Here is a 13017-nt window from a genome sequence, read left to right as displayed (position 1 = left end):
TTTCCGTGGTTTTGGCGAGAGTAAAATACCTGGTTCCATTCCGAACCCAGTAGTTAAGGCTTTTTGCGCTGATGGTACTGCACTTGTTAGGGTGTGGGAGAGTAGGTCACCGCGGGTTTTTTGTTTGATGGAGGAGTTTGGGCTGTGGCTCGGGCTCCTTTTTCGTTTAATGTTGGGTTGTAAGTTTCCCGGTAAACTGGATAATTATGTTTCGTTGTTTGGGTGGTGGGGCTTTTCTTGTTTAAGGGTTTTTGGGTGTGTGGGTTTCTTTTTATGGGGCTTGAATAGTTAGGGGGTTGTTTGGTGTGAGCTTCCTATAGAGGTGCAGAGGCGTCGCAGCCCGTGGCACAATAGAATCTTGCAATAATGGAATCCGCGAAGGGTAGGGGCTATGAAGCCGCTTGTCATGGGAATCGCTGGTGGAACGGGGTCAGGAAAGACCACGCTCACCCAAGCAATCGTAGAATCATTTGAAGGGCACGTAGCTGTTGTCTACCACGATAACTACTACAAACGAAATGACGGGCTTACCTACGAAGAACGAGAACTGCTCAACTACGATGCGCCCGAGGCCTTCGATAATGAGCTCATGACCGAGCAATTAGATGCTCTCATCGCAGGGGCTGCCATCGAAACACCCGTCTACGATTACACGGTACATAACCGCTCAGATGAGACGATCACCGTTGAACCGCGGCCCATCATCATCGTTGAGGGAATTCTTATTTTTGCTGAGCCTGAAATCCGGGAGCGCTGCGACATCAAGATTTTTGTTGATACTGATGCGGACGTCCGCATTTTGCGCCGTATGCGTCGTGACGTTCTTGAACGTGAACGCACTATTGAGTCAGTGCAGAGCCAGTACCTGACAACCGTCAAGCCTATGCATGAGCTTCACGTCGAACCCTCTAAACGGCTCGCAGATATTATCATTCCTGAAGGCAAAAACATGGTGGCGCTCGACATGCTGATTCATCGCATCCATCGTCAGTTGGAGTTAGGGCAACAGCCCACCGGTTAGAAAACTGGGAAGCTCTCTTACTCATAAGCTGTAAACAGCATACAAAAGGGGCGTTCACACGGTGAACGCCCCTTCTTTTATATTCGCGTATTGTAAGTGTTGCGGGTTTACCTCTGAGGTACTTGTACTAGGCTTTCTTTGCCTTGAGAGCTGCCAAACGTGCGTCCAGCTCTGACTGTTTACCGAGCTCTTCAAGGTCATTGAACTGGGCATCGAGTGAGGATGCTGCCAGCTCCTGCTGACCGCGTACACGTGCCTCTTCGCGGCGAACCTTCTCCTCGAAACGTGAAACTTCGCTGGTGGGATCCATAACATCGAACGCCTTGAGTGCGTCATTGACCTTCAGCTGTGCTGAGGCTGACTTCTGGCGAGCATTGAGCTCGTCGCGCTTTGAGGAAAGCTCGTCCAACTTGCTACGCATCTTGTTGAGACCGTCCTTGAGTTTCTCAACGACCTCAGTTTGAGAGGCAATCTGTGGCTCTACAGCCTTCGCCTCATTCTCAGCCTGCATCTGACGACCCAGCGCAATCTTAGCAAGGTTATCAAACTTGTCAGCGTTAGCGGTGTCGCCTGAAGAACGGAATTCATCTGCCTTGTTGGATGCAGCCAGTGCCTTTGAGCCCCACTCCTGAGCCTCACGCAAATCCTCAGCGTGATCATCTTCAAGCATACGAAGGTTACCAATGGTCTGAGCAACAGCCTGCTCAGCTTCAGCAATGTTGTTGGTGTAATCGCGTACCATCTGATCCAGCATCTTCTGAGGATCCTCTGCCGAGTCCAACAAAGCATTGATGTTCGCGCGGGTCAGCTGCGCGATACGACCGAAGATTGACTGCTTAACCATTTTTCTCCTTAGGGGAAAGGTGAGGAGCTGGTGCTTCTCACTGGGGTCTTACTTATTTTCTCATTATTTGTGGTCGTAGTCTCTGAATAGAAAGCCTAAAACTTAGATTTCGTGTGCGCTCTGCGCGGAATCATTAGGTGGAGTGAGTATTAGAAATTACCGCCGGCACCGCCACCAGAACCCCAGCCGCCTCCGCCGAAGGAACCGCCTCCACCGAAGCCACCACCAAAGGTGCCACCCCCAAAGGACCCTCCACCACCGAAGCCACCGCCGCCTCCGTTGCCGAAGAGCGAACCGAGAAGGATACCACCGAGCACCGCAGAATTGAAGTCTGAGTTGCGTCCACGACCGTAACCACCGCGGGAATTGAAGTCATCAACATCGTGCTGGGCAATACGCTGGGCTTCACCTGCAAGACGGATGGCATCATTAGCATGAGCGAGAGCAGCTATAGGGTCTGACTGCTGAAGAGCCTGAGCACTTTGCAAGTGGCGTTCTGCCTCGCGAAGACGGGTGCGTGCGTCCTGACGGACACCACCTCGACGTGCCCACACATACTCGCTGGCGGTAGATACCTGAGCCTGGGCAGAAACGAGAGCATGGTGCAGATTTTCTCGAGCAGCGCGCTGCTGATCATTGACCGCACGTACGGAGTTCAGTGCCTTATCAAGATCGCTGCGTACAGCCTGCAAACGCTCACTTAAAGCCAGAGGATCTGACTTACCGTTAGCGCTGGCCGCGCGGATTTCATCGAGTACGGCGTTAACGCCGGCAGCAGCTGACGCTAGTTCAGCGGAGTTACCGCCGTGACGGGAGTACTCCTGAGCCTGGGCAACATCTCGGGCAGCAATCAGCAGAGCCTGGTTCAAAGACTCCTGCGCTTGGGAAAGCTCTACCCGCAGATGACGGATAGCGCTGAGCAAACCCTGCGCCTGGTCCTCGGCTTCCTCAGCTGCTCGCAGTTTAACGATTGCCTCAGAGCGATTGGTATCAACCTGGGCGCTAGCTTCACTCAGTGAATTGCGGGCGAAGTCAAGACGGTGGCGTGCCTCGGAGATATTATCTGAGACTTTTTCACTGGCGCTGGGGGCGTAATCTGCCCGCAACTGCGCCAGTGTCTGCTCAGCCTCGGGGAAGGACGCTTCGACCTGCTCGATGGTCTTACGGGCATGCTCGATAGCGGCGGGGGCATTGTCTTCGAGCTTGCGTAGCGCCGAGAAGCTCTCGATCTGCTCATTAAGAACCTTCTGGGCGTCCTGGGAGCGCGCGATGATTTCGCCTAACCATGCGCGCTGTTCCTGCTCAGTATCAGGAATATCGTCGTCGAGTTGTTTCTGCAACTGGAAGGAACGCTGCATATGGGCTTTAGCATCAGCAATAGCAGCAATGAAGAGTGCTACCTGCTGCTCTCCGTACTGGGCACGAGCGAATTCGATTTCCTGCTTGGAGTGAGCAATTGCGTCGTCCGTCTGAATCAGGAGAGCGCCGGCTTGCTGACGTAGTTGCTCGATAGGGGGTAGCGGCGCGCCACCGGGGTGCGGTTGTTGAGCGGTAGCCCCACCGGGCTGAGACGACCCCTTCTGCGCGCGATACGAACGGCTCATCAACGCCGCACCGCCCACAACTGCAGCACCCAAACCCAGCAGGGGCAACAATAAACCATCCGACGAAGAACCCTCTGACGAAGAGCTAGCGGCACCACCGCCAGAAAGAGTCTCATCAATACCGGCGGCAGCAGCCTGAGCCGCACCCGCATAATCTGACTGCTTGAGACGCGGGAAAATATAGTCAGAGTAGATACGCTCCTGCTGGGCCTTAGACAAGACCGAAGTGCTACCGGCCGTGAAGTAGGCTTGGCGGTCTTTAGTAGCTACGACCAGCACCGCGTCGTTAGTGCCCAAGTTATTAAGCTGCCCAAACTGCTGAACCCAGCTCTGAGAATTAGACGGACTTTCAAAAGCATCAATAGTCACCACAAACAGATTGACCTTGTGCTCGGTAGCGAGCTGCTCAATATCAGCATCCAGTGAGGTGGTGTTACCGAGCGCCTGAGTAGTATCAAGGACGCGCACACCGGCGTCGAGGTTCATGGGGGCTTCAGCAAAAGCCGGGGTAGGAATCATGACTAGGCCCAAGGTGCCCAACGCAGCCCAAAGCTTACGGTTAGCTGGTGTGTATGTCATAGGTTCCTCGCTTGTGCTAGAAAGTACGCTGTTGGTTCCCCATTGTATGCGTGCTCACGTCGATGTAGAACCTTAGCAACACACAGTTCGCATTGGGCACAATGAACCGGTACGCAGTACACAGCTAATATTCAGAAAGATTTCATGGTAGCTTCAGCAGAGTGCAGGATAGTAAAAGGTGAAAATTTTTTGAAGAAGAAGGCGGAAGAACGCTATGACTGACAATCACTGGAACCAGAGTCCCACCCCTCAGAACCAGGGGAACCCCCACTACGGACAACCAGCTCACCAGCAACCTGCAAGTTTTCAGCCTGAGCCAGCGCGCCGCAAGAGCAACCTCCCTGTGGTACTTGGCACCGCTGCCCTGGCGGCTTTGATCGGGGCCGGAGTGGGCGGGGGAGTCGCAACTTTTGCCACCTCGGAAACCTCACCCGTAGCGTCCTTAACCTCAGGCAGCACCCGAATTGTCAACAACACGGACTCCGTCACGACCGTGACCGCAGCCGCTGAAAAAGCGACGCCCTCAGTGGTGACCCTGGGCGTCACCACCCCCAGCGAGTCAGGTTCAGGTTCAGGAATCATACTCGATGACCGGGGCCATATTCTCACTAACACCCACGTCGTCACCCTCGGCGGTAAAGCCGCCAAACCCACCATTGAAGTCAAGCTGTCTGATGGAACCGTCAAAAGCGCAACCATTGTGGGAACAGACCCCACCAGCGACCTTGCCGTTATTAAAATTGATCCGGCAGGGGTAAACCTCACACCGGCGTCCATCGGTAACTCTGATGAACTGAACGTTGGTGACACCTCGGTAGCTATTGGCGCTCCGCTGGGTCTGGAAAACACGGTAACGGACGGCATCATCTCGACCCTCACTCGCACTATCGAAGTAGCATCGAGCGAAGCACCGGAGGGCGATACTAGCAACTCCCTGCCCAACCAAGCTTCACCTTTCCATTTCGAACTGCCTGGACAATCCCAGTCGCAGCGCCCCACCAGCATCATCTCGCTCAACGTGCTACAAACCGATGCTGCCGTTAACCCCGGCAACTCCGGTGGCGCTCTGGTGAACTCTAACGGTGAAGTCATCGGTGTAAACGTTGCCATTGCCTCGGCCGATAAGAGCTCTACCGTTACATCGGGCAATATCGGGGTGGGCTTTGCCATACCCATCAACTACGCCAAGCGCGTAGCCCAAGAAATCATCGATAACGGCGCAGCCACCCACGGTTACCTGGGAGCTTCAGTATCAACCTCACCCGCCAACAATGACTCCAGCGAGAACTTCGGTGACGGTGCCTACATTCAGGCTGTCGTACCGGGGCAAGCCGCCGAAAAGTCGGGTTTGCGTGAAGGCGATATTATCGTCAGCTTTGACGGGCGACCCATCACCGAAGCAACCGAGCTGACAGCAAGCGTCCGTCAAGCCGCCGCGGGGCAGACCGTAACCGCCGGTATTTTGCGCGGTAATACGGTTGAAAAAGTTGAAATAACACTCGGCAATTCAGCCGATGCATCGTAAAACCCAACCTGCCTAAAGTCGATATAGCACGATAGAATGTACAGGTATGCCCGCACCGGGCATACCTGTACGCTTCTTACTAGCCGCGCACTAACACCCGCGGCCATCACCTCTTGACGATAAAAGGACACCCCCATTGAGCGCTGAGCTTTCGCTGGATCACCTCACCATCGCGGTACTGGTGAAGTACGTACCCGACACCCAATTTGATCAGACCATTGACGCTGAAGAACTGACTGTCAACCGCGAAGAATCGGTCATGAGCGAACTCGATGAGTACGCTGTAGAAGCTGCCTTGCAGATCACCGAAAAGCACCAAGGGGAGCACAAGGTTGTCGCTTTTGCTATGGGACCTGCAAGTGCATCCAAAGGCTTGCGCCGCGCACTACAGCTGGGAGCCGACGAGGGGGTGCTGCTATCAGATGAAGCTCTAGCGGGTTCGGACGCGGCAGCTACCGCGCGTGCGCTGGCAGCTGGCGTCAAACACTGGCAAAAAACTAATGCTGCCACTTTCGATATGGTACTGACCGGCATGGCATCCACTGACGGTGAGACATCGCTGGTGCCCGCGCAGCTTGCAGAGCTGTTAGAACTGCCCCTGCTAACCAACGTTGCCAGCCTTGAGCTGAGTGAGCAAGAAGTCAGCGCACGCCGCGACCTTGATGATATCTCGCAGGAGCTACACGCCCCAGTTCCCTTCATCGCTTCGGTGACTGACCAGATTAATACTCCTCGTTACCCGAATTTCAAGGCGATTATGGCGGCAAAGAAAAAGCCCATCATCACCTTCACTCTAGATGATCTCGACCTTGACCCCTCAACCATCGGTCGCGCGGGTTCATGGGTGCTCGTAGAAGACGCTAAAGAACGCGCAGAACGCACTGCAGGAGAAATTATTACTGACGATGGCGATGCCGGTGTTCAGCTTGCTGACTTCCTGGCTTCTCGCAACCTGATCTAAGGATTTTGACTCACATGACTAATGTTTTGGTGCTTAGCACTCACGAAGCAAATAATGACAGTTTGAGCTCCAGCGAACGCGAACTGTTTGCCGCGGCACGTTCTCTGGGCGACTTTGCAGTACTGGCTTTCAACCAGACTGCAGAAAATGCCGCTGACACGTACCGCCCCGAAGGCGCTGAAAAAGTTTATGTAGGCTCTGGCGATCCTTGCCGTGACGCTTCATCACGGCTTGCTCTAGCGCAGGCAGCGGTAGAGGATTTCTCCGCTGACATTGTGCTCTCCAGTAATGATATTGAAAGCACCGAAGTTCTGGCTCGGTTAGGTATTCGTCTTGAAGCCGGTGTTATTACCGACGCAATTGCAGTAGCACCCGGCCCCGTAGCTACAAAGAATGTTTTGGGCGGTGCCTACAACACCACCGTGCGCGTGAGCACCGACCGCGCGCTGGTCTCCCTTAAGCCCAACTCGGTTGAAATCACTGCTGCCCAGCCAGGAGCAGCTGAAATCGTTGAACTGGAAGCTCCTACCGTCCAGGACGTGAGCATGACCGCCACGGCTCACGGGGCACGCACCGAGCGTCCGCGCCTGGAAGAAGCAGCTATCGTTGTAGCAGCCGGTCGAGGAATCAACGGCGACATCACCCCCATCGAGGCGCTGGCTGACACACTCAATGCAGCTATCGGCTCAACCCGCGCGGTTACCGATGCCGGTTGGCTGCCCCATGAGACTCAGGTTGGGCAGACCGGTAAAACTGTAGCTCCCCAGCTCTATGTCTCAGTGGGTATCTCGGGTGCTCTGCAGCAAAAGACAGGTATGCACGCCTCAAAGACCATCGTTGCAATCAACAAGGATGCAGACGCACCTGTCTTTGAAATTGCTGACTTCGGCATCGTGGGCGACCTCTTCACCGTTATTCCGCAGGCCATCGAAGAAATCGAGAAGCGCCGCGCCTAGGCACTAAAACAGTGCATAAAAAAATCTCACCCTAGAGACTTTCTGCAAGTCACTGGGGTGAGATTATTTTTTGTCAACGTTACAGAGTTCCGCCAGCGAAACCGTGCTGACGCCACGCCTCAAAAACAGCAATCGAAGCGCAGTTCGCAAGGTTGAGAGACCGTCTGCCTTCAATCATGGGGATTTTGACACGTTCAGTGATATGCGGGTCACTCTGAACCTCAAGAGGTAGCCCCACAGATTCAGGACCGAACATGAGTACGTCCCCTTCCTGATAGGAAACATCAGCGAAGTTGGTAGTTGCCGTTGTGGTGAAGGCAAAAACGCGCCGGGGGTCTAAGACTTCCCACGCGTCCTCAAGGGTCTTATGGACGGTCATTACCGCCAAATCGTGGTAGTCAAGACCAGCCCGGCGCAGATGCGCTGACTCAAAATTGAAGCCAAGAGGCTCAACCAGATGAAGCTCCACGCCGGTAATAGCTGCCAGGCGAATTGCGTTACCCGTGTTGCCCGGAATCTCAGGAGTATAGAAAAGAATTTTGAACACGTCCCTAGTCTACCGCGCCGTAAAATCCTGGGTGAGCTTGCCCTTGCGCACTCTGCAAGACACGGGCTTTATCGCCCAGTTGCGCGGTGTTACATCTCATGTGTATCGCATCCTGCGACCGGCGTAGAATGGTCTTTTGCACCTTGCCTACCTGCCGACACAGAAATGATTTCATGGAACGCATTTACCTTGATCACGCCGCCACCACCAGCACCCTCCCCGCTGCAATGGACGCTGTCATGGAACAAATGCGGGTGGGAGGCAATCCTTCCTCCCTCCACTCTGCCGGACGCCGCGCTCGCGCGACGGTTGAAGCGGCACGCGAAGATATCGCGCGTCTTGCCCACTGCGATAGCGCAGAAGTCATTTTTACCTCCGGGGGCACAGAGGCAGATAATCTAGCAGTCAAAGGACTGTTTTGGAAGCGTCAGGCATCTAACCCTCGTGCCCGTAAGATTCTGGTTTCTTCGGTGGAGCACCACGCGGTGAGCGAAGCGGTGGAATGGCTGGAGAAGAACGAGGACGCGGTGGCCATTTGGCTATCCGTTGACGCTACCGGGCGCGTTGACCCGGACACCGTGCGAGCTGAGATTGCCCAAGACCCCGAGGCTGTTGCCCTGGTGACAGTGATGTGGGCGAACAACGAGGTCGGTACGATTCAGCCGGTCGCTGAGATTGCCGCTATTGCCAGCGAGTATGGAGTCCCGATGCATACGGATGCGGTGCAGGCTTTTGGTACTGTGCCGGTAGACTTTCGGGCATCGGATGCTACCACTATGGCAATTTCTGGGCATAAAATTGGAGCTCCGATGGGCGTCGGTGCGCTGATCGCTACTCGTGCTGCTGCTTTGGAACCCGTACTTCACGGCGGCGGTCAGGAACGGTCGGTTCGATCGGGCACTATTGACGCTGCGTCCATTGCGGGATTCGCGGCAGCGGCCCGTGCCGCGGGGGAGAACCTTCATGAAGAAGCGAACCGTCTTGCCACTCTGCGCAATCGGTTGATTGAGGGCGTTCAAGAACTGGTGCCCGATGCGACCCTTCGCGGCGCGACCCCCGAAACCGCCGATGAGATGACCGCCGGGGTATGGCGTCGTCTACCCGGTAACGCTCACTTCACCTTTGCCGGGTGTGAGGGTGACTCCCTCCTCTTCTTGCTTGATATGGCGGGTATCGAAAGCTCCACCGGCTCTGCCTGCAACGCCGGAGTACCGCGTCCCTCACACGTGCTTTTGGCTATGGGCCTTGATGAAGTGACGGCTCGTGGTGCCCAGCGGTTTACCCTGGGGCATAGCAGTACAGATGCTGATGTTGACGGTTTGCTTGCTGCGCTACCTGCCGCCTTCGCCCAAGCTCAAAAAGCTGGATTAGCAGCGCACACCCCGGACGCTTCGCTCTGGCACTAACTACTGGATGAACTACACACCGAGTACGAAATAAAGACCGCGGAATTGCGGTTGTAGCTCTGTACAATTTTTCAAACGTTGAAATATAAGGATTAAAAGATGAAGATTCTAGCTGCAATGAGTGGCGGTGTTGACTCGGCTGTGGCCGCTGCCCGCGCTGTAGAGGCCGGCCACGACGTGGTGGGTGTGCACCTTGCCCTCTCCCGCATGCCCGGCACCTTGCGTACCGGTAGCCGCGGATGCTGCACCATCGAGGATTCGATGGACGCGCGTCGTGTCTGCGACCAGCTGGGGATTCCTTTCTACGTGTGGGACTTTTCGGAGCGTTTCAAAGAAGACGTTGTTGATGATTTCATCTCTGAATACGAGCACGGTCGCACCCCCAATCCCTGCATGCGGTGCAACGAAAAGATTAAGTTCGCGGCTCTGCTTGAGAAGGCCGTTGCTCTTGGCTTTGATGCGGTAGTAACCGGTCACTACGCCAAGGTCATTACCAACGAAGAGGGCAACCGCGAGCTTCACCGTGCTGCTGACTGGGCAAAAGACCAGTCATACGTGTTGGGCGTGCTCACCCACGAGCAGCTCAAGCATGCCTGGTTTCCGCTGGCTGAAACCCCCTCTAAGGCTGAGGTGCGTGCTGAGGCGGAGCGTCGGGGTTTCTCAGTAGCGAAGAAGCCTGACTCCTACGATATTTGCTTTATTCCTGAGGGCGATACTCGCGACTGGCTCGCTGACCATATTGAGATGACCGCAGGCGATATCAAAGATACCGAGGGCACTGTTTTGGGTCAGCACGATGGTTCCCAGGCATTTACTGTGGGGCAACGTAAGGGGCTTAAGATTGGGCGTCCTGCCCCCGACGGCAAGCCCCGTTTCGTGCTCGAAATTCGCCCCAAGACCAACGAAGTTATCGTTGGTTCTAAAGAACTTCTTGCGGTGGAGGAAATCCGCGGTATTAGATGCACCTGGGCTGGCGAGCCGGTGGACGCTTTCGCCCAGTTCTTGGCGCAGCCAGCTCAGATCGGGGCCGCCAGCACGTCGATCGATATCACCGCACAGGTGCGTGCCCACGCCGATCCGGTACTTTCTGAGGCTTATCTCGAATGGGTGAACGACGACGAATCTGCACAAGAGAACGCCCTGCGCTTGGAAGTTGTTGTGCGACTGAAAGAAGGGCTGCGCGGGGTCGCTCCCGGTCAAACCCTGGTTATGTACCAGGGCACTCGGGTTCTGGGACAGGCAACTATTAACCGCGCCTACTCTCTGGACCGCGCAGATATTTAGCCCTCCCTTATACCAGACACACTCGACACTGAAAGAGAGCTCCTCTCATGAGTAATCTGCACGAACCTCACAGCAGCTTCGATGCGCGCGCCAGCGCTCTACACGGTAGCGTAGACCCCGCTGTGCTCGAAGAACTATTTGAGATTCGTCAAACCATTGATAACCTCGATGCTTCACTGGTTCACATTCTTGCCGAACGATTCAGGGTAACCAAGCGCGTTGGCTACCTCAAGGCAGAATACAACCTGCCCTCGGGGGACCCTGACCGCGAAGCGGCTCAAATCGAGCGTCTCAGGTCTTTGGCAGAGATAGCCCACCTTGACCCTGAGTTCGCCGAAAAAATTCTCAACTTCATTATTTCTGAGGTCATTCGCCACCACGAGCGCATCGCCGAAGCTACCCGAGATAGCGACGTATGAAACAGGGGAAAAAGTCTCTCGTTGGTTATCGAGAGCACACCGTTGATGAGCGCGCACGTCTACTAGACGAACGCGCCCAGAGGGCTGTCTCAGAGCCTTCGTTTGAACAGAAGTACGCGGTTCGTGCTACCGGGCTGGGCCCCTGGCCCGGAACTCAGAACGTGGACGCTATTCACCGCGTCCGCGGAGAACTGGGCGCTCCCCACTACAGCTACCTACCAGCCCTCGAAGACCGAGGATACGCCGCAAGCACCCTAGCACGCACCATTGCCACCTTTGAAGAACTCGGGGTAGATGGGGCATCCTTCGGCTGGCGTTTGCATGATGGGTACTCTGCCGAGCAAGACACCGCACGGGCTACCCTCGATTCAGATATTAATGCCCTCGCTGATGTTATCGCCGGAGCTACAAAACCTCAGGACACCTTCAAACTGCAATTCACCGGTCCGCTCAGTCTCACAGCTGCTCTGCACCTTCACAACGGTGAACGCAGCCTCGCCGACAGGGGCGCCCGCAGAGACATCCGTGACTCCTGGTTAGCGGGCATGGAACACCGGCTGCACCAGATCAAACAGGCGATACCCGCAGCCCAGCTATACGTTCAGCTCGACGAACCCTCACTCACCGACATTCTGCGCGGCAGCATCCCCACCTCAAGCGGCTACCGAACCTACCAGCCATTAGATTCCCACGAAGTCATGGAAACCTTTTCCATCGTAACCCAGCAGCTCAGCGCGTACGGAGTCAAAACTGCCCTGAACCTTGATGCTCAAACCATCGAAGAACGCTATCTGACCTTCTTCGACGCCGTAGCCAGCGTTCAACCCGCCGCGGACGCGCGCGCTTGGGAGCACCTAGCACCCAGAATTGAACACAACCAAGAGATCTGGCTAGCGGCTATCAGCACCCTGAACAAACCCTCCATCATTCCTACCCTTGAGAGCATTTACCGACCCTGGCGCAGCATTGGGCTGCCTGCCCAGCGCCTCAACCAACTCGTCCTCACCGAAAATGGCGACCTCACTGCACTTAGCCCAGGCACCGCCACAGACCTCCTGGCGCACCTGACAGAAACCGCCACCGCGCTCGCCGAATTTGCCCAAGACGCAGACTAACACCGCGCTACGCCTATAAACCGCGTAAAATAAAACATCGAATCAAAAAAGTGTATCGAAGGAGCGCGTATGAACTCTCGTATTCTGGTGGTAGATGATGATGAGGCCCTGGCAGAAATGGTAGGCATTGTGCTTGCTCAGGAAGGGTACGAAACAGAGGTGTGTGCCACGGGTGACCAGGCACTAGATGCCTATCTCACCCACCGCCCCGACCTGGTACTTCTTGATTTTATGCTGCCCGGTATGGACGGTATTGAAGTCTGCGCTCAGCTGCGTCAGCACACCGATGTACCCATCATCATGCTCACCGCTAAATCAGACACTGAAGACGTGGTGAAGGGGCTTGAAGCCGGAGCCGATGACTACATCGCCAAACCTTTCAAACCCGCAGAGCTACTGGCGCGTATTCGTGCCCGCCTGCGTCCGCGCGAAGAAAACAACAGCGAAATAATCTCCATTGGCGGGCTCACCATAGACCTCTCGGGTCACAGCGTTACTCGCGATAATGAGACCCTATCGCTCACCCCCCTCGAATACGACTTGCTGGTGACTATGGCACGCCAGCCCGGTCAGGTGTTCTCCCGCGAAGCCTTACTCGATAGCATCTGGGGCTACGGTAAAACCGTTGACTCCCGCCTGGTGAACGTTCACGTGCAGCGTCTGCGCGCCAAAATTGAACAGGATCCAGAAACCCCCGAAATCATCGTGACTGTACGCGGCGTTGGCTACAAAGCCTCAGCCCAGAAAGTTCGATAG

General features: G+C 55.4%; 12 protein-coding genes and 1 rRNA gene. 10 read left to right on the top strand and 3 right to left on the bottom strand.

Features of this window, described 5'->3' with window-relative positions; translation table 11 throughout:
* Position 1 precedes the first annotated feature (1 nt).
* Positions 2 to 118: ribosomal RNA gene (gene rrf, locus JTP09_RS02355) — 5S ribosomal RNA — on the top strand.
* Between the two features lie 273 nt (positions 119 to 391).
* A complete protein-coding gene (gene udk / locus JTP09_RS02350; protein ID WP_204876573.1) occupies positions 392 to 1021 on the top strand; it encodes a uridine kinase in 630 nt (209 codons plus the stop codon).
* Between the two features lie 127 nt (positions 1022 to 1148).
* Here udk and JTP09_RS02345 read toward each other — a convergent pair whose 3' ends face one another.
* Together JTP09_RS02345 and JTP09_RS02340 are read right to left on the bottom strand one after the other, a co-directional pair.
* On the bottom strand, positions 1149 to 1865 hold the full coding sequence (locus tag JTP09_RS02345; protein ID WP_204876571.1) for a PspA/IM30 family protein: 717 nt from the start codon (positions 1863 to 1865) through the stop codon (positions 1149 to 1151).
* Positions 1866 to 2014: 149 nt separating this feature from the next.
* Complete coding sequence (locus JTP09_RS02340; protein ID WP_204876570.1) at positions 2015 to 4048, bottom strand: TPM domain-containing protein; 2034 nt, start codon at positions 4046 to 4048, stop codon at positions 2015 to 2017.
* Positions 4049 to 4262: 214 nt separating this feature from the next.
* On the opposite strand from JTP09_RS02340, the gene JTP09_RS02335 reads away from it, so the two are divergent.
* The 3 genes from JTP09_RS02335 (at position 4263) to JTP09_RS02325 (ending at position 7490) form a co-directional block, all read left to right on the top strand.
* Positions 4263 to 5573, top strand: coding sequence for a S1C family serine protease (locus JTP09_RS02335; protein WP_204876563.1), 1311 nt, complete (start codon positions 4263 to 4265; stop codon positions 5571 to 5573).
* Between the two features lie 136 nt (positions 5574 to 5709).
* Positions 5710 to 6534: an electron transfer flavoprotein subunit beta/FixA family protein gene (locus JTP09_RS02330; RefSeq protein WP_239478554.1), complete on the top strand. Its 825-nt coding sequence runs from the start codon at positions 5710 to 5712 to the stop codon at positions 6532 to 6534.
* Positions 6535 to 6548: 14 nt separating this feature from the next.
* Positions 6549 to 7490: an electron transfer flavoprotein subunit alpha/FixB family protein gene (locus tag JTP09_RS02325; RefSeq protein ID WP_204876562.1), complete on the top strand. Its 942-nt coding sequence runs from the start codon at positions 6549 to 6551 to the stop codon at positions 7488 to 7490.
* A gap of 79 nt (positions 7491 to 7569) precedes the next feature.
* Here JTP09_RS02325 and JTP09_RS02320 read toward each other — a convergent pair whose 3' ends face one another.
* Entirely contained in the window at positions 7570 to 8037 is a 468-nt protein-coding gene (locus JTP09_RS02320; protein WP_204876561.1) for a tRNA (cytidine(34)-2'-O)-methyltransferase, read from the bottom strand.
* 173 nt (positions 8038 to 8210) lie between these two features.
* On the opposite strand from JTP09_RS02320, the gene JTP09_RS02315 reads away from it, so the two are divergent.
* The 5 genes from JTP09_RS02315 to mtrA all read left to right on the top strand — a co-directional run bounded on the left by JTP09_RS02315 (position 8211) and on the right by mtrA (position 13017).
* The gene (locus tag JTP09_RS02315; protein WP_204876560.1) at positions 8211 to 9443 is read left to right on the top strand and encodes a cysteine desulfurase family protein; all 1233 of its coding nucleotides are present in this window, start codon (positions 8211 to 8213) and stop codon (positions 9441 to 9443) included.
* A gap of 99 nt (positions 9444 to 9542) precedes the next feature.
* Positions 9543 to 10727, top strand: coding sequence for a tRNA 2-thiouridine(34) synthase MnmA (gene mnmA / locus JTP09_RS02310; protein ID WP_204876559.1), 1185 nt, complete (start codon positions 9543 to 9545; stop codon positions 10725 to 10727).
* A gap of 47 nt (positions 10728 to 10774) precedes the next feature.
* Positions 10775 to 11146, top strand: coding sequence for a chorismate mutase (locus tag JTP09_RS02305; RefSeq protein WP_204876557.1), 372 nt, complete (start codon positions 10775 to 10777; stop codon positions 11144 to 11146).
* Positions 11143 to 12261, top strand: coding sequence for a hypothetical protein (locus JTP09_RS02300; RefSeq protein ID WP_204876555.1), 1119 nt, complete (start codon positions 11143 to 11145; stop codon positions 12259 to 12261). The genes JTP09_RS02305 and JTP09_RS02300 overlap by 4 nt, the downstream gene beginning before the upstream one ends.
* Before the next feature lie 69 nt (positions 12262 to 12330).
* On the top strand, positions 12331 to 13017 hold the full coding sequence (mtrA, locus tag JTP09_RS02295) for an MtrAB system response regulator MtrA (protein ID WP_204876553.1): 687 nt from the start codon (positions 12331 to 12333) through the stop codon (positions 13015 to 13017).

The sequence above is a fragment of the Rothia sp. ZJ1223 genome (genome assembly GCF_016900985.1).
In the GTDB taxonomy this organism is placed as follows: Bacteria; Actinomycetota; Actinomycetes; order Actinomycetales; family Micrococcaceae; genus Rothia.
This window is presented reverse-complemented; position numbering and strand designations above follow the sequence as displayed.